Origin of the sequence: Brachyspira innocens ATCC 29796, from assembly GCF_000384655.1 — a bacterium.
Taxonomy (GTDB): Bacteria; Spirochaetota; Brachyspiria; order Brachyspirales; family Brachyspiraceae; genus Brachyspira; species Brachyspira innocens.
Genome location: NZ_ARQI01000124.1, coordinates 55,141 through 80,873 on the forward strand (window position 1 = coordinate 55,141; position 25,733 = coordinate 80,873).

18 protein-coding genes are annotated in these 25,733 nt (G+C 29.1%); 10 read left to right on the forward strand and 8 right to left on the reverse strand.

Features of this window, described 5'->3' with window-relative positions:
• The first annotated feature begins 77 nt into the window (after positions 1-77).
• From F811_RS0112060 to F811_RS0112085, 6 genes are all read left to right on the forward strand, one after another.
• On the forward strand, positions 78-2,333 hold the full coding sequence (locus tag F811_RS0112060) for an aconitate hydratase (protein WP_020005490.1): 2,256 nt from the start codon (positions 78-80) through the stop codon (positions 2,331-2,333).
• Positions 2,334-2,712: 379 nt separating this feature from the next.
• Positions 2,713-3,798, forward strand: coding sequence for an ankyrin repeat domain-containing protein (locus F811_RS0112065; RefSeq protein ID WP_020005491.1), 1,086 nt, complete (start codon positions 2,713-2,715; stop codon positions 3,796-3,798).
• Positions 3,799-4,073: 275 nt separating this feature from the next.
• Entirely contained in the window at positions 4,074-5,171 is a 1,098-nt protein-coding gene (locus F811_RS0112070) for an ankyrin repeat domain-containing protein (RefSeq protein WP_020005492.1), read from the forward strand.
• A gap of 107 nt (positions 5,172-5,278) precedes the next feature.
• On the forward strand, positions 5,279-6,208 hold the full coding sequence (locus F811_RS0112075; protein WP_020005493.1) for an Rpn family recombination-promoting nuclease/putative transposase: 930 nt from the start codon (positions 5,279-5,281) through the stop codon (positions 6,206-6,208).
• A gap of 97 nt (positions 6,209-6,305) precedes the next feature.
• On the forward strand, positions 6,306-7,565 hold the full coding sequence (gene icd / locus F811_RS0112080; RefSeq protein WP_020005494.1) for an NADP-dependent isocitrate dehydrogenase: 1,260 nt from the start codon (positions 6,306-6,308) through the stop codon (positions 7,563-7,565).
• A gap of 76 nt (positions 7,566-7,641) precedes the next feature.
• Complete coding sequence (locus tag F811_RS0112085; RefSeq protein WP_020005495.1) at positions 7,642-8,985, forward strand: citrate/2-methylcitrate synthase; 1,344 nt, start codon at positions 7,642-7,644, stop codon at positions 8,983-8,985.
• Positions 8,986-9,199: 214 nt separating this feature from the next.
• On the opposite strand, the gene serB is transcribed toward F811_RS0112085, so the two are convergent.
• The 3 genes from serB to F811_RS0112100 all read right to left on the reverse strand — a co-directional run bounded on the left by serB (position 9,200) and on the right by F811_RS0112100 (position 12,822).
• The gene (gene serB / locus F811_RS0112090) at positions 9,200-9,820 is read right to left on the reverse strand and encodes a phosphoserine phosphatase SerB (RefSeq protein ID WP_020005496.1); all 621 of its coding nucleotides are present in this window, start codon (positions 9,818-9,820) and stop codon (positions 9,200-9,202) included.
• 20 nt (positions 9,821-9,840) lie between these two features.
• Positions 9,841-11,445, reverse strand: a complete 1,605-nt coding sequence (gene serA, locus F811_RS0112095; protein WP_020005497.1) for a phosphoglycerate dehydrogenase — start codon at positions 11,443-11,445, stop codon at positions 9,841-9,843.
• A gap of 231 nt (positions 11,446-11,676) precedes the next feature.
• The gene (locus tag F811_RS0112100) at positions 11,677-12,822 is read right to left on the reverse strand and encodes an aminotransferase class V-fold PLP-dependent enzyme (protein WP_026364442.1); all 1,146 of its coding nucleotides are present in this window, start codon (positions 12,820-12,822) and stop codon (positions 11,677-11,679) included.
• Between the two features lie 243 nt (positions 12,823-13,065).
• Between F811_RS0112100 and F811_RS15810 the strand changes: the two genes are divergently transcribed.
• The 3 genes from F811_RS15810 (at position 13,066) to F811_RS0112115 (ending at position 17,169) form a co-directional block, all read left to right on the forward strand.
• Complete coding sequence (locus F811_RS15810; protein WP_020005499.1) at positions 13,066-13,698, forward strand: hypothetical protein; 633 nt, start codon at positions 13,066-13,068, stop codon at positions 13,696-13,698.
• Positions 13,699-13,884: 186 nt separating this feature from the next.
• On the forward strand, positions 13,885-16,455 hold the full coding sequence (locus F811_RS0112110) for a YfhO family protein (RefSeq protein WP_020005500.1): 2,571 nt from the start codon (positions 13,885-13,887) through the stop codon (positions 16,453-16,455).
• Between the two features lie 288 nt (positions 16,456-16,743).
• The gene (locus tag F811_RS0112115; protein WP_020005501.1) at positions 16,744-17,169 is read left to right on the forward strand and encodes a PepSY-like domain-containing protein; all 426 of its coding nucleotides are present in this window, start codon (positions 16,744-16,746) and stop codon (positions 17,167-17,169) included.
• Positions 17,170-17,335: 166 nt separating this feature from the next.
• On the opposite strand, the gene F811_RS0112120 is transcribed toward F811_RS0112115, so the two are convergent.
• The gene (locus F811_RS0112120) at positions 17,336-19,594 is read right to left on the reverse strand and encodes a transglycosylase SLT domain-containing protein (protein WP_020005502.1); all 2,259 of its coding nucleotides are present in this window, start codon (positions 19,592-19,594) and stop codon (positions 17,336-17,338) included.
• Between the two features lie 190 nt (positions 19,595-19,784).
• Here F811_RS0112120 and F811_RS0112125 point away from each other — a divergent pair, with 190 nt between their 5' ends.
• Positions 19,785-21,155 carry an aldehyde dehydrogenase family protein gene (locus F811_RS0112125; RefSeq protein ID WP_020005503.1) on the forward strand — a complete coding sequence of 457 codons (1,371 nt, stop codon included), beginning with the start codon at positions 19,785-19,787 and terminating at the stop codon, positions 21,153-21,155.
• An 84-nt stretch (positions 21,156-21,239) separates the two neighbouring features.
• On the opposite strand, the gene F811_RS0112130 is transcribed toward F811_RS0112125, so the two are convergent.
• The 4 genes from F811_RS0112130 to deoD form a co-directional block, all read right to left on the reverse strand.
• Positions 21,240-22,346: a SpoIID/LytB domain-containing protein gene (locus F811_RS0112130; RefSeq protein ID WP_211216982.1), complete on the reverse strand. Its 1,107-nt coding sequence runs from the start codon at positions 22,344-22,346 to the stop codon at positions 21,240-21,242.
• A gap of 184 nt (positions 22,347-22,530) precedes the next feature.
• Entirely contained in the window at positions 22,531-23,532 is a 1,002-nt protein-coding gene (locus F811_RS0112135; protein ID WP_020005505.1) for an NADP-dependent oxidoreductase, read from the reverse strand.
• Between the two features lie 137 nt (positions 23,533-23,669).
• The gene (gene aroF / locus F811_RS0112140; RefSeq protein WP_020005506.1) at positions 23,670-24,713 is read right to left on the reverse strand and encodes a 3-deoxy-7-phosphoheptulonate synthase; all 1,044 of its coding nucleotides are present in this window, start codon (positions 24,711-24,713) and stop codon (positions 23,670-23,672) included.
• A 307-nt stretch (positions 24,714-25,020) separates the two neighbouring features.
• A complete protein-coding gene (deoD, locus tag F811_RS0112145) occupies positions 25,021-25,719 on the reverse strand; it encodes a purine-nucleoside phosphorylase (RefSeq protein ID WP_020005507.1) in 699 nt (232 codons plus the stop codon).
• Between the last annotated feature and the right edge of the window lie 14 nt (positions 25,720-25,733).

A 25,733-nucleotide genomic window follows, 5' to 3' on the forward strand; every position in this document is an offset into this window, starting at 1 on the left:
TATAATGCTATTGATAAAAAATGAATATTGTTATATAGTAATACTCTATAGCAATATTATTATAAAAGGTATTAATCATGGAAATTTACGATATTGAAATGATAAGAAATTTTTATTCAAACTATTCTAACAAAGTTAATAATGTAAAACAAAAATTAAACAGAGCATTAACATTATCAGAAAAAATATTATACGCTCACCTATACGATGAAAAAAATATAAAAGATTTTAAAAGGGGAGAAGATTACGCAGATTTTAGACCAGACAGAGTGGCAATGCAGGACGCTACAGCTCAAATGGCATTACTTCAATTTATGAATGCTGGAAAAACATCTTCTGCCGTACCTGCTACAATACACTGCGATCACTTGATAGAAGCATGCAAAGGTGCTGAAGAAGATTTGAAAAATGCACTTAATATAAATAAAGAAGTTTATAATTTTTTGGAAAGTGTTGCAAAAAAATACGGACTTGGTTTTTGGGAAGCAGGTTCTGGTATAATACATCAAATAGTATTAGAAAATTACGCTTTTCCTGCAGGCATGATGATAGGTACAGACTCTCATACTCCTAATGCGGGTGGACTAGGAATGCTTGCTATAGGTGTTGGCGGAGCTGATGCTGTGGACGTTATGACTGGAATGGAATGGGAATTAAAAATACCTAATATAATAGGCGTAAAATTAACAGGTTCTTTAAACGGCTGGGCTAGTGCTAAAGATGTTATATTAAAATTGGCAGGCATTTTAACAGTAAAGGGAGGCACTAATTCTATTATAGAATATTTCGGAGAAGGTGCTTCTACCCTATCCGCTGCTGGAAAGGCTTCTATATGCAATATGGGTGCGGAAGTGGGAGCTACTACTTCAATATTTCCTTATGATAATAATATAAAAGAATATTTAATTGCTACAGGACGTGAAGAGGTGGCAAAATTAGCAGAAGAAAATATTGACAACTTAAAAGCTGATAAAGAAGTATATGATAATCCAGAAAAATATTATGATAAAATAATAGAAATCAATTTATCCGAATTAGAACCGTACTTAAACGGACCATTTACCCCAGATGCTGCATGCACAATAAGTGAGTTCGCTAAAAAGGTAGAAGAAAATAAATACCCTACTGCTATGGAAGTCGGATTAATAGGTTCTTGTACTAATTCTTCTTATCATGATTTAAGTAAAGCTGCTTCTATTGCACGTCAGGTTATAGATAAAAAATTAAAAGTAAAATCAAAAATAATTATTAATCCCGGTTCTGAAGCGTCATATAATGCTGCATTAAGAGACGGTATAATAGATGACTTCAAAAAAATTGGTGCTGTTATAATGACTAATGCCTGCGGACCTTGTATAGGACAATGGAACAGACAGGAGAAAGACAACACAAGAGCAAACTCTATAGTAACATCTTTTAATAGAAACTTTGCAAAACGTGCAGACGGTAATCCTAATACTCATGCATTTGTTGCTTCTCCAGAAACTGTAATGGCTTTGAGTATAGCAGGCGATTTGAGATTTAATCCACTTAAAGATACACTTACAAATGAAGAAGGAAAAGAAGTTAAACTCGATGCCCCTATAGGAATAGCTTTACCAAAAAACGGATTAAACACAGAAAATAAAAAAAGACAGAATAATCCAGACCAAAAAATTGAAATTGTAATAGATGAAGATTCTAAACGCTTACAATTATTAAAGCCTTTTGATAAATTCAATATTAATGATTTTAATAATATGCCTCTCTTAATAAAAGTTAAAGGTAAATGCACTACAGATCATATATCAATGGCTGGACCTTGGCTAAAATTCAGAGGACATTTAGAAAATATATCAGACAATATGTTAATGGGAGCCGTTAATTTCTTTAATGATAAAACAAACTCTGTATTCAATCAATTAAATAATGATTATGAAGAAGTTTCAAAAACAGCTAAAGAATACAAACAAAAAAATATATCATCTGTAGTAGTAGCAGAAGAAAATTACGGAGAAGGTTCAAGCAGGGAACATGCTGCAATGGAGCCTAGATTTTTGAATGTTAAAGCAGTTCTTGCTAAAAGTTTTGCTAGGATACATGAAACAAACTTAAAAAAACAAGGTATGCTTGCCATAACTTTTAAAGATAAAGATGATTATAATAAAATACAGGAAAAAGACAAAATAACTATATTAGGACTTGATAATTTTAAGCCTAAACAAAACTTAACTGTTAAACTTATTCATGAAGATGGAAGAGAAGATACATTTGAGGTTATGCATACATATAATGAAGCACAGATTGAATGGTTTAAAAACGGCGGGGCTTTGAACACTTTAATGAAAAATTAAGTTTAAGTTATAAAGTTAATTAAATGTACGGCATATCTTAAATGTAAGATTTAAGTTATTTGTATATTAGAGCTGTTGAAATTTTATAAATGTATACATCTAATTATAAAATATATAATATGATTTTATCTAAATAAATAATATATAAAAATGCAGTCTTTTTGCTTCTTTGTGTCACGCCACAGGCGGACAGCGTCCAAAAGAAGTGGGGTTTGGGGCAAAGCCCCAATCATTAAAACTGTAAACATTATTTTAAATTTATTGTATAAACATATCATTATATGTATGTATAAAATTGTAACATATCTATTAATTTAAAAAATTGACAAAGCAAAAATGTTTTACTATAATTAGTAATATAAAAATTGGGGATCATTTTATGAAAAAAATAATTATAACGGCTTTAATATTAATTGGTATAATAAATATAATAAGCTGCGGTTCTGGTAAAAGCGAAAAAACAAATAATTCAGAAGTAAATAATGAAAATAAATTAAATAATAATGAAGAAATCTATCAGGGATATGCTTCTAATGATATGTGGAGTATATATAAAACTACAATGTTAGAAGATGAAGAAAAATTATTTAATGAAATTGATTCTATAAAGGATAAAAAATCTTTCGATGAATGGCAATTAAAAAATCCGAGTAAATCTTCTTTAGTATTTGCCATTGATAAATTTCCTACAGAAGAAAAAGCTATCGAATTAATATATTATGGTGCTGATGTAAATATGAAAGATGATAATGACAGTAGGACTCCTTTAGAATTAGCTTCAGAAAATGGATATTTGAAACTTGTAAAAGAACTTATCAAACAAGGTGCTGATGTAAATTTTAGAGAAGATGAAGGAGATATAGACGCTTTATATTATGCAGTAGAGTCTGAAAAAAATTATCATTTGGAAGTAGTGAATGAATTATTAAATGCAGGAGCAGACACTGATATTATTTATGGGACTAAAGAAGAAAATGAAGATAATATATTATATCCTGCTATAAAAAGATGCAATTTAGAAAAAGTTAAACTTCTTACTGAACATGGAGCTGATATAAATTATTCAAATTTTGAGTACGGTCCTGTAATTGCTTATGCTATTTCTCAAGAATGTATTGATATAGTAAAATATTTAGTTTCTCAAGGTGCTGACCCTGCTATGACATATACCAATGGTTATTCATATTCAGGTAAAAGTTATTCATTACTTAATGCTGCAGTAGGAAATAAAACTACAGAAATAGCAGAATATTTAATAGAACAAGGTGCTGATATTAATACTCAAACTGATAGTGTTTCTGATTTACCTTTAATATTTATTGCTCTTAGAGCTAAAAATATTGAACTAACTAAACTTTTGATAGAGAAAGGTGCAGATACTTCTGTTGTTGATAAAGACGGAAAAACAATTTTTGATTTAGCTAAAGAACAAGGCTATGATGAGATTGCAGCTTTAGAGAAATAATAAAGTGAGAAAAAGCCGCCTCGATAAGTCATTATCGAGGGGATCATAGGCTTTTTCGAGCATAACAACAATAAATAAAAAATCGAGCAGCTGATAACTTTAGTTGTCAGCTATATTAAAAATAAAAAATTGAGCGTCTATCAGCTAAAAGCTGATAGAGATTTTAAAGCTAGATTTTTTATATATAATAATAAGTTTATCAAAATTAGTATTTTATTTACTTTTATATTTAGTTGTGATATTATAATAAAAAATAATGATTAAGGGGTAATTAAATGAAAAAAATAATTATAACGGCTTTAATATTAATCAGTATAATAAGCTGTAATTCTAAAAAAACTGATAGTACAGAAGTAACTGCAAACACTAATGCCGTTAATACCAATAATACAGAAATATCTAATAATGATGAATATGCTGAAGATAATAATACTGAGGAAATTAATACTGATACTGAAGAAATTAGTGAAGTACCAGAATGGGATTTGGAGGCTTTTAATGATCTTAAAAATGTAAAAGATGCAGAGTCTCTAAAAAGCTGGGAAGAAAAACATGGGGAAAGAAGTTTAATAATGGCAGTAAAATACGGTGATAAAAAAATGGTTACTGAATTACTTTCTTATGGTGCTAATGCTGATCAGACTTATGTTGATAATGATAGTCCATTAAAAACAGCTTCTGCAAAGGGAGATTTAGAACTTGTAAAAGAGTTTATAAAAAGAGGGGCAAATGTTAATTTTAGAGGAGAAGGAAATATTGATGCTTTACATTTAGCAGTAATGTCTACAAATGAAAATAGTTTAAAAATAATGAAAGAATTATTAGATGCAGGTGCTAAAGTAGATATTGAGTACGGCTGGGAAGAACCTGTTCCTATATTATTTGAAACAATTGGATATGTTGGAGAATCAAAATGTTATTTAGAAAAATTTAAAATGCTTGCTGAATATGGAGCTGATATAAATTATGTTGATAATTATGGCGGATATCCTTTAATTCATTATGCTGTTCAGTCAGGCTGTTTAGATATAGTAAAATACTTAGTTTCAAAAGGCACTGACCCTGCTATGAAATATGAACTTGAAGAATACTATCCAAATGTAAATATCTCATTATTGGCTGGAACTCTTTATAATAGTGATACAGAAATGGCAAAGTATTTAATAGAGCAAGGTGCCGATGTAAATACTCCTATACCTTCAGAAGATGGTTATCCTTTACTGCTTCAGGCTATTGACAATGGAAATACATCACTCGTAAAACTTTTAATAGAGAATGGAGCAGACACTACAGTTGTAAATAAGGAAAAGAAGACAGTATTTGATATAGCTAGAGAAAAAGGCTATGATGATATTGTAGCTTTAGAAAAATAATATAAGCGAGCCTACCGAGTAGGTACCCTTTGGGTAGCCAGCAAATAAATTTATTTATTCATTGCGAGCATAACAACAATAAAAGGCTTTAGAGAAATAATGAAATTATGAGCGAAACAAAAAATATTAATGTATTAAACGATTATTTTGTGAGATATCTATTCTCATCTAAAGATAGTAACCTTATACTACTAGATTTTATTAATTCAACAATGCTTGATTCTGGTATGAAAACTTTTAGAAGTGTTGAGATTTTAACTCCGTCGCCAAAGGCGGGCAGTCGCCTTAACTATAAAGAAAATTTTGAAGACAAAGAAAGTATAGCACCGAAGGTGGCACGCAAGGTGGACAGATGTCGCAGACGCCCAGATGTTAAATGCATCACCCAGAATGGAACTGTTGTTATTATAGAAATACAATTACAAGGCAATTCAAGGTTTCCAGAACGCATACTATATTATTGGGCTTCTAATTACAGTAAATTATTAAAACATGGTGAAAAATATGATGCTCTTACCCCAGTAATAAGTATTAATTTACTTGATTTCAATTTAGATGATTATGATAATATACATTCCTGCTATATGATTTATGATACCAATAATAAAAGACTTCTTACAGATCATTTGCAGATACATATAATAGAATTAAAAAAGTTTAAATATAATTTACTCAAGCCTGATTTGAATTGCTGGCTTAAATTTTTTACTATGAAAGATAATAGGGAGGAAATTATGTCTGAATTAGTTAAAGAAAAACCTATAATGGAAGAAGTACAAAAAAGATATAACAACTTCATAAAAGACAGGCTAATGATGAATGAATATGATAAAAGACAGGCATATCTATACGGAAATCAAATAATGCTTGAAGAAGAACGAAGATTGGGAAAAGAAGAAGGTATAAAAGAAGGTATAAAAGAAGGAATCAAAGAAAATCAAATAACAACAGCAAGAAATATGAAAAATGATAAAATAGATTTCAATACTATTTCAAAATATACAGGATTAAGTGTAGAAGAAATAGAAAAATTGTAAATTTTTTATTAATAAATATAAATACTTAGTTGTTATAAAATAATAAAATCAATTTCATTGATAACAACAAATTAATTAAAAGTAATAGGATTTTTATATGAGCAAATTAGAAATGAAAAACGGTAAATTAATAGTACCAAATCAAGTAACAATACCTTTTATAGAGGGTGACGGAGTAGGAGCAGAAATCACACCTGTTTCGCAAATGATAGTAAATGAAGCTGTGAAAAAAGCATATAACGGAGAAAAATCTATTGAATGGAAGGAAGTTCTTGCAGGAGATAAGGCACAAAGAGAATTAGGCACTCCTCTTCCTAATGACACTATAAATATTTTTAAAGAATATCTTATAGGTATAAAAGGACCTTTAACTACTCCTGTTGGAGAGGGCATGCGTTCTTTAAATGTAACACTTAGACAGACTTTAGATTTATATGTATGTTTAAGACCTGTAAGATGGTTTAAAGGCACTTCTTCTCCTATAAAAGAGCCTAATAAAGTTAATATGGTGGTATTCAGAGAAAATACAGAAGATATATATGCGGGTATAGAATGGAAAACAGGCACAGAAGAAGCTAAAAAATTTTATAACTTCCTAAAAAATGAAATGGGAGTAACAAAGGTAAGATTTCCAGAAACTTCATCTTTCGGAGTAAAACCAGTATCAGAAGAAGGTTCAAAAAGACTTATACGCTCTGCTATAGAATACGCTATTGAAAACAAACTTCCTTCTGTAACATTAGTTCATAAAGGAAATATAATGAAGTTTACCGAAGGCGGATTCAAAAAATATGGATACGAACTTGCAAGAAAAGAATTTGCTAATGAGACTTTCACTATGGAAGAATATGCCGAGATAAAAAAAGAGTTAGGCGAAGATAAAGCAAAAGCAAAATTAAAAGAAGCTAAAGAAAATGGAAAAATTATAATAAAAGATAATATTACAGACGCTTTTCTACAAAACACATTATTAAAACCTGAAGATTTTTCTGTAATAGCTACATTAAACTTAAACGGTGATTATATTTCGGATCAATTAGCAGCAATGGTTGGAGGAATTGGCATAGCACCGGGCGGAAATATTAATTATAAAACAGGTCATGCTATTTTTGAAGCAACTCATGGCACAGCCCCTGACATAGCTGGAAAAAATAAAGCCAATCCTTGTTCATTGATACTATCTTCTGTTATGGCATTAGAGTATCTTAATATGAATAAGGCAGCAGAGTTAATAATAAATGCATTAGAAAGATCTTTTGAAAGCGGATATGCTACTGAAGATTTGGCTAGCTTTATGAATGATGGAGTATCGCTTGGTACTAAAGAGTTTGGAGAAAAAATACTTTCTCTATTATAATTTTTATAATTTTATTTTTATTAAGAACAAACATTATATTTTATAAACTAAAAATTAATAATAAAAGGAGTTTATTATGAAAAAAGAATACCTACTATACAAACTATACGACCATTCAAGCAAACGTATAAAAATTGATAGCGAACTTTTTCAAAAATATAATGTAAAAAAGGGGCTTAGAAATGAAGATGGTACGGGTGTACTTGTAGGTCTTACAAATGTAGGCGATGTTGTAGGATATGAAAAAGACGAAAATGGAAATGTATATCCTATAGACGGCAAACTATATTACAGGGGATACAGTATAAATGATATAGCCGAAGATATATTAAAAAATAAACGTTTCGGTTATGAAGAAGTTTGTTATCTGCTTCTTTCTGGAAAACTTCCAGATGCTGAAAGACTTCAATCTTTTAGAGAACTCATAGCGGAAAATATGTATTTGGATAAAAAAACTATTATGAATATAATAGATTTGGAAGGTCAGAATATTATGAATATATTATCAAGAAGTGTTCTTGAAATGTATATTCATGATCCTAATCCAGAAGATTTATCATTAGATAATTTAATGCTTCAATCTATACAATTAATAGCAAGATTTCCAGCAGTTATTGCTTATGCTTACAATATGTATAAATATAGTGTCAACCAAAAATATTTGAATATTACGCTTCCTAAACCTAAATACTCTATAGCTGAGAACTTTTTATATATGCTTAAACAAGAGTTCACACCTTTAGAAGCAAGAATGCTTGATTTATTATTAATACTTCATGCAGATCATGGCGGCGGTAACAACTCTACATTTACAGTACGCGTTACAAGCTCATCAAGAACCGATACCTATTCAAGCATATCCGCAGGAATAGGCTCTCTTAAAGGAGATTTGCATGGAGGGGCTAATGCTAAAGTTATGGATATGTTTATTCATTTGAAAGAGGCTATAGATAATTGGGAAGACATAAATGAAATAGATGATTATCTTACAAAAATGCTTAATAAAGAAGCATACGATAAAAGCGGTCTTATATACGGTATGGGACATGCTGTTTATACTTTATCAGATCCTAGGGCAGTTATATTAAAAGATTTAGCACGTCAGCTTGCTAAAGAAAAGAAAAAAGAATGCGAACTTCAATTTTTAGAATTAATAGAAGAAAGGGCTGTTGAATGTTTTATAAAAGTAAAAGGAGATAAAAAGAGAGTTTGTGCCAATGTAGACCTTTATTCTGGTTTTATATACGATATGCTTGGAATACCTAAAGAGATTTACACTCCATTATTCGCTATGTCAAGAATAGTAGGCTGGTGTGCACACCGAATAGAAGAGCTTAATTTTGATGACAGAAGAATAATAAGACCTGCATATAAAAATGTTATAGAACCTCAAGAGTTTATTACTATGGATAAAAGATAATTAATAAAATATAGATAACAAAAAATTTATAATAAAAAATTAAAAGGAGTTTTATTTTATATAGAGCTCCTTTTAATTTTTTATTATAAAAATCACAATAAATAAAACAAATTAATTCACTGTATTATAAATAATTAAAAAATAATAAAAAAGAGACTTAAAATATTTAAGCCTCTTTTATTAATAAACTTTTTATATGATAATTAATTTTTAATTAAACATTATCTAATATAAGCCTTAAATCTTTTTTATCTATTATGATATTAGCTTCTTTTTTAAGAACTTCTTTGGCACAGAAAGCTGCCCTATTTTTAGCATACTTAAACATACTCAAATCATTAGCTCCGTCCCCAACTACTAAAGTATCATCATAAGAAACATCAAGAAGTTTTTGAAGAGTTAAAAGCATATTTCCTTTACTGTCAGAAAACATCATCTCTCCGCCTACTTTACCTGTAAGCACATTGTCTTTCACATGAAAAATATTTGCAAACTCAGCATCCAAATTAAGTTTTTGAGCAAATAAAACAGTAGCATTTTTAAACCCGCCAGAAAAGCATACACATTTATACCCTTTTTTATGAAGTTCATCAATAGTTTCTTTAGCTCCGTTCATTATAGGAAGAGAACTGCAAATTTCATTAACAGTTTCTAATTTTATTCCTTTAAGCAAAGATACTCTCATCTGAAGACTTTCAAAAAAATCAATCTCACCTCTCATTCCTTTTGCTGTGATATCGGAAATTTTATCAGCAAAATTAGTTTCTCTTGCAATAATATCTAAAGTTTCCCCGTCCATTAAAGTAGAATCAAAATCAAAAACTGCTAATTTCATTTTTATTTATCCTTATAATTTTATAAAGTATACTCTGCTGTAAGTCTTACATATTTTGGCTCATGAACGCCTTCTATATTAGAAATTTTTGTTATAACATCATTTCCTATACTTCTATCAACATTTATAGCCATTATGGACATATTGCTTCCTTTGATATTTTCTGATACGCTCATCGAACCAATATTAATACCATCAGCTGAAAGTACAGTTGCAACTTTCGCTATCATAGCAGGCTGGTTTATATGAGGAACAACTAATATATGAGGCTGAGGCTTAATTATAACATCATAATCATTAAGTTTAACTATTCTAGCAATATTTTTTGCTATTAATGAAACTGATACGCTTGTTACATCTTTATCAGTAATTAATTTTACTTTTAATATACCTGTAAATGTAGAAGGAGCTTCTGATTTAACAGTTTTTACTTCAATTCCTCTTTGCTTAGCAAGATAAGGAGCATTAACATAGTTAACATCTTGGAACATATAAGATAATGCACCTTTTAGTATAGCTACTTCAAGAGGCTGAATATCTAAATTAATTAAATCACCCTGAGCAGTTATTTCTAATGATTTTATTTTGCCATTAGCAAGCTGCATTATCATCTCGCCTGCATTTTCTGCTATTTTCATATAATCTTTAACTGGTTCTAATTTTTCAGGATTAAGAGAAGGTATATTAACTGCTGATTCAGTATATCCTCCAGAAAGTACCTGTTTTATCTGTTTGGCAACATCCAAAGCTACATTTATTTGTGCCTCTTTTGTACTTGCACCAAGATGAGGAGTAAGTATTAAATTATTATTTTTATACTGTGTTAAAGGGCATGTTTCTATTTTAGGTTCATTTACAAAAACATCTACTGCTGCTGCTGCTATAGTTCCGTTTTCCAATGCCTGTTTCAAATCTTCTTCATTAACAAGTCCGCCTCTTGAACAGTTAATAATTATAGCAGTATTTTTCATTTTACTAATATTATCTTTATTTATTATATTATTAGTTTCTGGTGTTTTAGGTATATGAAGTGATAAATAATCAAGTTTAGGTAAAAAATCATCTAAAGAAGTCTCATAAATAGCTCCAGTCTTTTGTACAATCTCTTCAGTAGCAAAAGGATCATAAACTAGTACTTTCATTCCAATAGCCAAAGCAATATGAACAACCTTTCTTCCAATTCTTCCAAATCCCATAACCCCTAAAGTTTTACCGAAAAGCTCATTACCTGTAAACTTGTCTCTTTCCCATTTAGCTTCTTTAGTTGATACGGCAGCTGGAACTATATTTCTTGATACGGCAAGCATTAAAGCTATAGTGTGTTCTGATGCAGCAATAGTATTTCCATCTGGAGAGTTTACTACTATTATACCCTTCTCTGTAGCAGCTTCTACATCTATATTATCCACCCCTACTCCAGCACGTCCTATAATCTTTAAATTTTTTCCAGCTTCTATAATTTTTTTTGTAACTTTAGTCTGACTTCTCACCATTAAAGCATCATACTCACCTATAATGCTTACAAGTTCATCTTCACTCATTGTAGGAAGAAACACAGCCTCAGAAACATCAGCTATTATATCCTTTACACATTCATTTACCTTATCAGTTATTAAAACCTTCATATATAGTCTCCTATTGTTGTTATGCTCGCCTTCGCCTATAATTATCTGCCAAACAAGTTTGTCAGATGGCTTCAGCTCTCTTTGTTATTGTTATGCTCGAAAAAGACTATAAGCTACTTGATAATAAATTATCAATACAGACTTACTAGCTTTTTATTATTACTAAAAAATAAAATATTCTAATATAATTATTCCTAACTATATTAGAATATATAAAACAATCCAAAATATTTATTTATTTAATTCTTCTATCAATTTTTTAACTCCGCTTCCTAATTCAAACTTATAACCAAGTTTAAGCAAACTAGCCTCCAAAGCACCAACCGCCATTATCAAATCACGTTCGCATACATATCCTAAACTGCCTATTCTAAATATTTTATTTTCCAAAGCACCCTGTCCATTTGCTACTATAATATCATAATCCTCTTTTAGAGTTTTTCTTATATCTGGAACACTTATACCTTCTGGAGGAAGTATTGAAGTTATAGCATAGCTTGCATTATTGTCATCTTCAACAAGAAGTTTTAACCCTATAGTTTTAACAGCAGCCCTTAAAGCAAGTGAAAGTTTTTTATGTCTTTTATTAACATTTTCAATACCCTCTTCTTTTATCATTTTTAAAGCTCTATGAAGAGAAGCTATCAAATTAACAGCAGGTGTAAAAGGAGTAGTATCTTTAGCTAAAGATTTTTTATGCTCTGACCAATTAAAATAAAAACTAGGATATTTACATTTCTCATGCATTTTAAAAGCATCTTCGCTTGCTGTTAAAAATGAAAGACCAGGAGCTACCATAAATCCTTTTTGAGAACCTGATATAGCTACATCAATATTCCATTCATCTGTTTTAAACTCCATAGCACATAAACTAGTTATACCGTCAACTACAGATACGGCACCATGTTTCTTTATTATAGAACATAATGTCTTAACATCATTAGCAGCACCAGTTGAAGTTTCGCTATGAGTAAGTGTTACTATTTTTATATCTTTATCTTTATTTAAAGCCTCTTCAAGCATTTCTGGTTTTATAACCTGACCAGCCTCAACTTCAATCTTTGTTACAACAGCTCCCCTACTTGATGCAATTTTAGCCCATCTTGAACCAAAATTACCAATAGACAAACACAATACTTTATCGCCTTCATTAATAAGGTTTTCCAAAGCAGCACACATTGCACCTGTTCCGCTTGCTGTAAATAAAAATACATCATTCTTTGTTTGGAACACATATTTTAAATCTTCATACACTTCTTTGAGTATGTTTGAAAATTCTTTGCTTCTGTGTGCCATAGGGTGTTTTCCCATTTCTACTAATGCTGATTCAGGTACTGGTGTAGGACCTGGTATCATCAAAAAAGTTTTATCCTTCATCATAGTGAAACTTCTCCTTAAAATTAAAAATACATTATAATGGTATGAAAAATATTTATACCATTATAATGTATATATTTTTTTTTACAATACTACATCTAGTAATATTAGCGAAATTTTTTTATATTTAATTCCAAAAATTAAGAAGATTTTTAGATAATTTACATTAATAGAATAAAAAATAATTGCTTTTTCTCATGTATTTTTTACATTTAAGGTACTAATATGATAAAGGATAAATAAATGAAAAAATTACTAATTTTTATATTTATATTAATAGCAGCTGTATCATGTAATAATGCAAATAAAACAGGATCAAGTTATAATAACTCAAATAATAATACAGAACAGGGAAGCAACGAAGAGGGAAATAACAGCGGTACAGGACAAGGCGGAACTTCATCAACAGATAATAACAAAGAGTGGTTGGATAAAACAGCAAATCAAAAAATATCAAAAATGAATTATTACTTTGATTCTAATGGGGACATAATTAACAATGGAGATGGAAATAAAATATATACATTTGATAAATATTTGGGAAATAATACTGCAATATATTATTATGAAGGTGATCCTACAGATTTATATGATATAGGTGACCCAAACTCTCCATCAGGTCTTAAAGCAAAAGTGTACTGTCTTGTAAAAATACCTGCAAATGGAAATAATATATATTTTTTAGATGGAATACAGCCTCAAAATTGCACAGAACAATATGCTCAAAAAATAACTTCTTTTGTTGCTGAAAATAATGACGAGCCAAATTGGAGTGATTTTCCGCATATGAATGAAAATGATATAAATACTACTATAGATATTAAAGATCAGAGATGGACTGATTGGGGATATTTTGGAGCAAATATAGTAGGATAATTTATTTAATAAAAAACTCAAAAGGTATTAGCTTAATTTTTAGGTTAATACCTTTTTTAATTTCTTAATACTCACTTTTATAAAAAATATTTTAATACAAAACTCCTTGACAATACATCATCTTTTATATATTATTTATAAAATACTTTCAATAAAATCATCATCAAAATAAGGAATATATAAATAATGAAATCATTAAAAAAAGAAATTATATACCCTATTATATTTTTATTACTATCTATACTATTTTTTTACAGCAATTTAACTTTTTCCTATCTTCAAATGGGAGATGTTATTCTTTGGGATATAAAAAATATTAAAGATGCTATATTAAGCGGCAATTTATATTTTTGGAACAATGCTTATTTTACAATAGCTTCTTCTTATACAGTACCAATACACCCAAAATCTTTACTTATGGCACTTCTTCCAATGGAAATATATCCGCAGGTTACAATTATATTTCATATAACTATAATGGGATACGGATTATTTTTATTTTTGAGAGAAAAAAAATTATCTATTAAAGCAGCGATATTCGGTGCTGTTGCTTTAATGTTTTCTAATGCCATTATAACTTTAATACTTCCAGGTCATTTAGGTAAATTTGAAACATACTGTTATTTTCCTTTTGTATTATATTTTTTATCAAAGGCTATGAACACTGAAAAGTGGATTCACTTCTTTTTTACAGGTGCATTTTTAGGTATAGCATTTTTGGGCGGTGCTTTGGATGTTGCTATGTATTTCGCTTTATTTTTATCATGTTATTTTTTATACCTGCTTTATAACAAAAAGAATGATAAAAAATTAATAGTTTTTTTAAAAGAAGATTTAAAAAAAATAATTCTCTTATGTATAAAGTTTGCATTAGTAGCAGTATTTTCTTTTTTAATGTCTATACAAATAATAATGATTACAAGAAACACTCAAGATATGGGAGCTGCTGGAGTTACTGACAAAAAACAATTATGGGAGTGGGCTACAAGATGGTCATACCCGCCTGAAGAAGTATTAGGATTTTTCATGCCCGGATTCTTCGGATACTATTCTGGAAGCGAAACTCACCCTTATTGGGGAAGAATAGCTAATATGGAAGGCGAGCCTAAAACTTCTAACTTCTCACTTACAGCTGCTAATATTGGATATATTACTTTCCTATTTATAATATTTGCAGTTTTTATAAGCAAGAAAAAATATAAAGAAAAATATTTCTGGATTGCAGCAGCATTATTTTTCTTAATAGCAAGTTTCGGAAGATATTTTCCTATAATATACGGAGCATTATTTCAAATACCAATATTCCAAGATGCTAGAAACCCAAATAAATTTATAGAAATTATACCAATACCATTTGCCATAATAGCATCATTTGCAGCCGACTATATATTCAAAGCGATAGAGGCTAAAAAAGAAGATAAACTCATTAAATATTTGGAAGATGACTACAAATACATAAATATAGCTCAAAAAATAATGTATATAATAGCAATTCTTTCTATAGTATTGGCATTAATAACCATACTCACTAACGGATTAATATATAATAGTTTTGTTGCTGATTGGAAAGAGGCTAATGCAGCATTAATCTCAAAAAATATATTTATGTCTTTTATAAGATTGGCACTTATATCTACAACTGCACTTTTACTAGTTAATACTTCTATATCATTAAAAGAAATAACTATAAAAGATAAATTTGCTGTAATAGTTCCTCTAATATGTTTTATACTATTTTCTGTATATGATCTAGGACATATAGGTTTTCTTATAATAGGAAGTATTATAGTATTTTTATATGTTATTATTGCTAATAAAGAAGATCTATTTTATAAATATCTGCCTTATATGTTTATAGCTGTTTTATTTTTGGATTTAACTCAAAGCGGAAATATGTTTATAGTAAAATCTAATTACAATCAAATGTATAAATCTACTCCAATAGTTGACCATATATTAAGAGAAGGCGGCAATAAAACTACAATGCCCATATTAATACCCTATTTATACAGATACACTACTCATACAATGCCTTACTACAATATCCCATTAACAGAACCTCCTGCTGCAAGCAGACTTTCAAAAGATATAACAGATACTTTTGCCTCTTTCAGAATAAATGATTATGTGGGATATCAGCCAAGACTTATGGATTTGCTTGGTGTAAGATATATTTTAAGCCCTACATATTTGGATCAGTCTGTGCTTTCAAATGATCTGACAAAGATAACAGAGTATCAGGATCAATTCTCTGCTGCTGTATTGTATGAACTTAAAGGATACAGAAATAAATATGAATTTGTTAATAATGCTTATAATGCAAAAGATTTTAATGACGGTTTGGGAAGATTAACTATGCCTAATTTTAATTTGGCAAATGAAGTAATATTATTAAATAATTCAAATAACAATATAACATTAAATAATCCCAACTCTATTCATAGTGTGGAAATGCTTGAAGAAACTGACAATAAAATAGTATTTAATGTAAAAACTCCAGATGCTGGTGTACTTGTATCAAAGGAACGTTATAATAATGATTGGTCTGTTACTGTTAATGGAGAGAAAAAAGAGTTATTAAATGCTAATTTACTATTTAGAGGGGTTTATGTAGAAGCTGGAGATAACAACATAGTATTTGAATTTACTCCTTCAATGAAATATGCCTACAGTACAATAATATGCTGGATAATATTTATAGTAATATCTATTATAAGTACAGTTTTGTATATAAAAAGATATAATAATCAAGAATAATAATTTTTAAATATTAGAAAGCAAAATATAAAAGTTGTGAGCATATAGCAAATTCATTTGCTATATATTTTTAGCGAACAATTTTTATTAGCAATAATAAAAAATACCTCTAATAATTTTATATTAGGGGTATTTTTTTAATTTATTACAAATATATACGATAATCATGTAATAAATTATTAAAAAATAAAAATGCTTGTAAATAAGAAGTAAATTATTTGTAAAAAATATTGACAAAATTTATAAATATGTTATAATATAAGTATAAATAAAAAGAGGAGGTTATTTATGAAAATACTAAAAATCATATTAACAGTTATAATAATCTCCTCTAGTAGTTTATTCGCTGACTGGATTATTCCTCCTGAATCGCTTCCTAATAAGGCCAAGCAGTTCATATCTCAGGCATTTCCAGATGCTCAGATATGGTATGTAGAAAATGATGATGGTAAATATGAAACAGAACTATCAAATGGAATAAAAATAGACTTCTTATATAACGGTGATTGGGTGGAGATAGAAGCTGAATATGTAGGAATACCATATAATGTTTTTCCTGCTAATGTGGCAAACACAATACGAAATACATATCCAAATACTGTAATCATTAGTGCTGAAAAAAAATGGGGAACTTATGAAATAAAGCTTAATAATATGATGGAGCTTTATATATCTTCAGACGGTCAGCTTATAGGACAAAAATTTGACGATTGATTTACTTTCCATCCCATATACAATGCAGGGTATTAGTTTTAATGCTAATACCCTGTAATTTTATATAACTACTTGATGCCAAACTACTTTAATATTTATAACATAGCTTTGTTATTTGATTAAAGTTTTTTATAATATAAATAATACAATAATTAATATTATAACTCTAATCCTTATAATACTTACTATAAAACTCATAACTTTTTATAACACGCTCTACATAATACTCAGTTTCTTCTATATCAATAAATCTTCCAGTACGATACATATTATTAGTTCCATATTCAGCTTTCCATCTTCTTCCGCGTCCAGAACCTGCATTATAACTCGCTGCTACAAGTATATAATTGCTTGCTTTCTGACTGCTGAAAAGCCAGCCCAAATGCGAAACTCCAAGATTAATATTTTGTTTAGGGTCTGTTAAATCTAAAGGATCATATCTGTATCTTGCTTTTTTGTTCTCAGCTGCTGCTGTTGTAGGCATAAGCTGCATAAGCCCCATAGCACCAACCCAAGACCTAGCCTTAGGATCAAATAAACTCTCCTCTCTCATTATGCCGTATACAAATGCAGGCTCTATTTTATAATATTTAGCCTCTGGTACTACATACTCATCAAAATATCTAGGATAAACTTTTCTTCTAAGCTCATCTGGGAGCAAATCTGTATTATCTGAATATGGATATCCAAAATATTTGCCTATATTTGCCGATATCTGCATAAGCCTTTTTGTATTTTCAGAGCTTATGAATATTTTTTCAGCAAAATAATATAAAGGATATGTTATCTGAGTTTTTTTAAATACTTTATCAAACTCTGTATATGCATTATCATAATCTCCGTAATAATAAAGAACTATAGCCTTATTAACTTCCCTTCTAGTTTGAAGAGAAAGTTCATTAAACAAATCATTCTCGCTCATTTTAGAATACATTTCTTTTACAAATCTGCTTTGCATAAGTATATTTTTAGCTATACTTCTAGCTTCTTTTTCTGTTTTATCTTCCTTCCCTGTAGAAGCATAAGTTAAAAACTGCACTTTATTAAGCATTTCCATAGATTTAGTAAAATTAGAATCAGTATAATACTTTTTAGCTTCGTTTAAATAATAAGTATTGCTAAGTTTTACATTACTAATCATTTCATCGCTTGCAAGGCTTAATGCTCCTTTAATAAAATAATGGCTTTTACTGCTTAAAAGACTTTTCATTATATAGTCATCTCTTTTCTCATCATCTCCAAACTCTTCAGCAGTCCACATATTCCAAGATAAAGCAAAATCATGCCTGAAACTAGGATATCTATCCTCCAATGCTTTAGTTGCAAAATAAGTTTCTGTTTTGTTTTTTAGCTTAAATGATTTTCTTAAATATGATTTTAAAGCAAGTTCTGTCTGCCAGCTTTTAGGAAATTTTTTCATAACATTTGTTAAATAAGTTTTTGCCTGAACAAGATTATTTCTATTTAAACTTACATTCACAAAATTATTATATATTCTAGGCACATAATCATCTCTTGGATATTCTTTCAAAAAAGTATTATAAAGTTCAATCGATTTATCATAGTTTTTTAATTTATTGTAATTGTCAGCGGAATAATAAAGTCCTAACCTTCTATGAGTTTTATTATTGGCATTTGACAAATACTCATCAAAAAGTTTTGCAGCATCTTCTCTCTCTCCTGCCTGCTGCTTTATTCTAGCCATATAGTATGTTGAATTGGCTTTATATAAATTATTATCATAAAAATATTCAAAATATCGTAAAGACGCTTTTCTATACCCAGCCTCATAAAGCTCTGTAGAAACCTTATATTTCAAATCATTATCAAATGACATTATATCATCTTCATAATTATTATTATAATATATAATAGCTTCTCTATTTAAAAATCTGCTTAAAAGCTCATAGGCTATCATCTTAGCCTTATTGGTATCATCAGTATCTCTTAATGCTCTTATACCTACAAACTCTTTAATCCATTTTTGTGCTTTGCTGTTAAAAAAATTACTTACTGGATAATCATCTCTGTAAAACTCTGCCAATGCTTTATACTGCTCTGCATAGGGATACAAAGATGAACGCGGATACTCTTTCATAAGTAATGAATACAAATCTATAGCTTCATTATACATATTAGTATATAATGCACTTTTAGCCCCGTAATATATAATATAATCTTTTATAAGCAAATCTTCTTCTGTATTCATTATATTTGTAAATTGACTGTATGCCTCTAAATATTTCTCTCTATTATAGAGTTCTAAAGCAGTTCCATAATTAATCTTATTTTTTGATATAATATTTTCTTTTAACGATATAGCCTTAGCATCTAACATAGAAGTCATTATTATAATAATAACTTCAAAAAAAACGGCAAATAATAATACTCTTTTATTAAATATATGAAGAATTTGATTTTTCATTGAACCTCATCAAAAATAGTTTTTATATAGTAATTATTATTTTATTATTTTTTTCATTTTTTGCAAACAAATTTTACATTTTGACTTACTATGATGATTATATATTTAATTAAAATTTTATAAAAAAGTATGTAATTTTCTTATTATTTTTTATATATTTTTATATATTCAAACAAAAAACGGAGGGAAAATGAATTTAACAGAATTAAGAGATAAACAAAAACAATTTTTTAAAAGTTCAAAAACTTTATCATATGATTTTAGAATAAAACAGTTAAAAAAATTACAATCAATGCTTATAAAATATGAAAGAGATTTTATAGATGCTCTGTATAAAGATATGCAGAAGTCAGAATTTGAGGCTATAGGTACAGAATTATTTTTTGTAATGGAAGAGATTAAAACATTCATAAAAAATCTAAAAAAATGGATGCATAATAAAAACGCAAAAAGAAATATGGTTACTATAGACTCCAAAACCACTATAATAAATAAACCATTCGGAGTATCATTAATAATATCGCCTTGGAATTATCCTATACAATTAACCTTTCTTCCGCTTGTGGGAGCAATAGGAGCTGGGAATACCGCTATAATAGCACCTTCTCAATTAACACCTACTGTTTATGATGTAATATATAATTCTATAAAAGATACATTTGATGAAGAGTACATTGCTGTTGTAGATAAAAGTATACCCCCAGAAAATGTAAGCAAAATAGAATATGATAAAATATTTTTTACAGGTTCTCCAAGAGTTGGAAAGATTATTATGTCTAATGCTTCAGAGTTTCTTACACCTGTAACATTAGAGCTTGGAGGAAAATCACCTGTTATAATTGATGATATAAAAGGAGATAATTTTAATAAGGCTGTAAAAAGAATTATATGGGGTAAGTTTATAAACTCTGGACAAACTTGCGTATCTCCAGATTATATTCTCATAAGAGAAGACTTAAAAGAAAGATTTTTAAAAGCATTTAATGATGAAATAAAATTATTCAATGATGAAAAAAAGCTCCATAGAATAATAAATGAAAATCACTATAAAAGATTAAAATCATATTTAAATGACGGCAAAATTATTTACGGCGGGGAATATGATGATAATAATTTGTCTATTTCTATAACATTAGTAGAACCTAAAGATTTAGAAACTAATATTATAAAAGATGAAATATTCGGAAGCATTTTCCCAATACTTTATTATAAAACAAAAGAAGAAGCTAGAGATATAATAGAAAAAGTATGTCCTAATCCTCTTGCTATGTATATATTCTCTGAAGATATTGATTTTAATTATTATTTTATAGAGAAAATAAGTTATGGAGGCTGTTCTGTAAATGATACTATAAGTCATATACTGAATTCTAATGCTCCATTTGGAGGAGTTGGAAACAGCGGAATGGGTAATTATCATGGATATTATAGTTTTAAATGCTTTTCAAAAGAAACTACCGTTTTAACTAAGGGATATGGTTTTGAAGTAAAAACTAAATATCCTCCTTATTCTACAAAAATTAAGGAAGTTAATTTATTATATAATTTGGTAAAGAAATAATTTTATTATATAACTCATAAAAATAAAAAAGGCTTGCATTAAAATCAATTAATACAAGCCTTTAATTTTATATAGTTATAAATTTTATTTTCCCCAAACATCAGGTTCAAATTGTTTATTAACTCTATTATAATCAACAATATCAATACCATTATAATAGAATTTCAAAATTTCTTTGTAGTCTTTTTTAACCTGAGCCATACCGTAAGCACCCCATTGGCACATACCTACACCATGTCCGCTTCCTTTACCAGTGATTATTATACCATTGTCTACTTTTTTAATAGTAAAATTAAGTGATGGTACTAGTTTAGGAGAAAGTGTAGTTCTGAAATCTCTTGAAGTAATATCACTGTCATCTATTTTTATATTAGTAGCTTTTCCAGATTTAGGATCAGTGCTAATACCAATAGAAGATTTTTCACTTGCATGTACAGAATAATTAGCTAAATCATTATTAAGTTCATTATAGCTTAAAGCATTAGTCCAAGGTTTAATCTGAGCATTACAATAAGGGCAAGAAACACCTTCCAAATAAGGCACAGCTACACCGAATACATTTTCAGCACTGTCAGTATGTCCGCCGCATAAAGCACTAAAGTATGTAGCTATAACTTTACCTTTATAAACAGCAATCTCATATCTTGTTCTGTCAACAGCCTGTTCAACAGACCAATTCATTTTTTCTTTGCCGTTATAAACCTGATATTTTGTAGTATTATCAACATCAAAAGGAAGTTTATTAGCATTTTTTAATATATGATACATTGCATAAGTACGGGCTGCAACTGCCTGAGCTTTTAATGCTTCCATAGGCCAATCTGGAGACATCTCATGAGGTAAAACACCTTTAACATAGTCTTCAATATTAAGCTCATTAACCACTATCATAGTATCATTATATGGAATAAACATTAAAGAACCATAATATTCTTTTCCATTTAAAGTAAATCCGTCTTGTGTTTCAAAGACTATACCTTCTTTATAAACTCCTACTTCATTAACTTTTAAACCTAATCTGTTTTCTACAACCATTACAGTTTCATTAGTTAGAGCCGATATAATTTCACTTTCATATTTGTAATTGTACGCTTTATAAGGACCTTTGATATTAATAGTATATGGAGCTTTTACATCTGTTAATTGTACTCTGATAATATTTTGATTTGCAAATGCATATATACTATTCATTGCCAATAATACTAGCAATAAAAAGAAATACTTTTTGACTCCCATAATTTTAACGCCTCCTTGCTGTAAATAAAATTATTCGCTAAAATTATCGGATATTTAAAAACTTGCTTTACAATATAATTTTACATAGTTTTATTAAATTATACCGTATGCAAGTCTATTTAATTTTTATTAAAAACAATCACATAGATATGATTATCTTACCTTCTATACCGCCTTTAGACATAGTTTTAATAGCTTCTTTTGTATCTTCAATATTAAATACTTTAGAAAATATTTTAGGCTTTATATTTTTCTCTTCTACTATTTTTGTAATTTCTTTAAGCTCTCTACCATCAGCTCTTACAAACATAAATCTATACTCTTTTCCTTCTTTCATAGCTTTTTTATCATATTTAGAGCCTGCCAAAGAAAATAAAGTTCTTTTTAAGAAAGGAAATTGATTAACTTCAGCAAATTTTTTATTAGGACTAGTTCTTAAACTCAAAATACGTCCGCCTTTCTTTAATACTGATAACTCTTTGTCAAACTCTTTTGCACCAAGTGTATCGATAACATAATCAGCTTCTGAAACTAACTCCCAATAATTTTCTTTACGGTAATCAATATATTTATCAGCACCCAAAATTATAAAATGCTCTTTTGACCTCTCATTACCAGAAACAATAACATTAAGCCCGAAATATTTAAAAATAGGAACTGCCATCTCTCCGAAACTTCCAGATCCTCCAGTTATTAAAACAGTTTCACCAGTTTTAGCTTCTAATTCTTCTTTAAGTGCCTGATAAGCTGTAAGTGCTGTAAGAGGTATTGCTGCCGCTTCAATAAAACTGCAATTATTAGGCATAGAGGATAAAAACTTACTATCTACTGCAGCATAATCAGCAAAAGCACCTATTTTTTGTATAGGCATACGTGTATAAACTTTATCTCCAATATTAAAATCTTTTACATTCTTACCTATTTTTTCAACCACACCAGCAAACTCATTTCCTAATGTAAGAGGCATTTTATAATCCTGTATAAGTCTTACACTGCCTGTTAATATTAATATTTCAAGAGGGTTTACTGCAGCTGCCTTTATATTAACCAATACTTCATCATCAGATATTTCTGGCATTGGTATATCTCTAATCTTTATATCAATATCTTTTGAATATCTGTCAATCTGTGCTGCTCTCATAATATCTCCTAAATTTTAATTTGAAAGATTATATAATATTTTTTATATAAATCAATATAAAATATTATGCAATAAAAAAGATGAACAGAATAAAATCCATTCATCTTTTAAAAAATATAATAATAATTTATAAGTAATTATTTAGTATAAATTTTGCCGTTATGTTTTTCTTTTATTTTTTGAACAGTATCAGATATCATATTAACAGATTCCATAATATCAGCAAATACATCAGGCTTTATAGATTGTGCCCCATCGCATAAAGCATGCTCTGGATCATTATGCACTTCTATAATCATACCGTCAGCACCTGCAGAAATGGCAGCTAATGTGAGAGGAAGTGCCATCCATGATTTTCCGCTTGCATGCGAAGGATCTCCTATAACAGGCAAATGACTTAAACGCTTTATTGCAGGTATTGCACTTACATCAAATGTATTTCTAGTATAAGTTTCAAATGTTCTTATACCTCTTTCGCATAACACAACATTTTCATTACCTTGATTGAGTATATATTCTGCACTCATAAGCCATTCTTCTATAGTGCTTGACAAACCTCTTTTTAAAAGTATAGGCTTTTTTAATTTTCCCACTTCTTTTAAAAGTTCAAAGTTCTGCATGTTTCTTGCACCAATCTGAATCATGTCAACAGTATTATCAAAATCTTCTAAATGCCTTATAGATACAATCTCACTTACAATAGGTATTCCAACCTCTTCCTTAGCAAGTTTTAATATTTTAAGTCCGTCCAAAGCTAAACCCTGAAATGCATAAGGAGAAGTTCTGGGTTTGAAAGCACCGCCTCTAAGTATAGAAGCACCAGAGGCCTTTACACTCTTAGCTATATTAATAACTTGCTCTTCACTTTCAACAGAACAAGGTCCTGCAATAATCGTAGGCTTTCCCTCCCCTATTTTTACACCGCTTACATCAACTATAGTATCTTCTTTTTTGAATGCTCTGTTTGCTCTTTTAAATGGTTCCTGCACTTTCAATACTTTGGATACACCGGGCAAAGATGAAATTAAATCTCTGTCTATCTTTGAAGTGTCCCCAACCATTCCTATTACTGTATAGTCTACTCCTACACTTTTATTAATCCCAAGACCTGCTTCTTTAAGTCTTTCTATAATGTTATTAATATGTTCTTCTTTGGCATTTGGTTTCATTACCACTATCATAATAAATTCTCCTTAAATAAAAAATTAATTAAAAATTGATGAACTTAAATATAAAAATTAAGTATTAATAAAAAAGTTTAAATATATAAATTTGTTTTGGTTAGAAAAATAGATACTCTGGCGTCTTAAACGCCATAATAGAAGAAGCAATAAGTGTAGATACTTTTGAAATTAAGTGAAAATAAATTACCTTTCATAGTAATAAATTATATACAAAAAACATAAAAAGTCAAGCATTTATAAATTTTAGAACTTATAAAATATACAATAAGCATCTGCAAAAATACAGATGCTTATTAATTTAATATTATGCTAAAGATAAGGCAACTTCCATCATATTAGTAAAAGTTTTCTCTCTTTGTTCAGCAGTTGTAGCTTCACCTGTAACAAGAGAATCCGAAATAGTAACCATACAAAGAGCATTCACTCCAGCATAAGCAGCATTCATATATAAAGCAGCAGCTTCCATCTCAACAGCCAATACTCCCATTTTAGCCCATTTCGGAGTTGCATTATTAGCTCCGTAAAATAGATCAGATGAAACTATATTTCCAACCTGATAATTAATCTTCATTTCATCAGCTTTATTAACAGCTTTTCTAAGTAATTCATAACTAGCTATAGGAGCAAAAGTTCCCGGAAGTTCATACTGAGAAGCATAATTAGAATCAGTGCATGCCCCCATTCCTATAACCAAATCGCCTATATGAAGTTTATCGGATAAAGCTCCAGCTGTACCAATACGTATTAAGTTCTTACAGCCGTAAAAATGAATAAGCTCATAAGAATATATACTGCAGGAAGGCATTCCCATACCTGTGCCTTGAACAGAAACTTTTTTTCCTTTATAAGTACCAGTAAAACCAAACATATTTCTTATAGAGTTATACTGAACAACATTTTCCAAAAAATTTTCAGCTATAAATTTTGCCCTTAATGGATCTCCAGGTAAAAGTATAGTTTCTGCTATATCGCCTTTATTTGCTCCTATATGAGGTGTAGCCATAGTATTTTACTCCT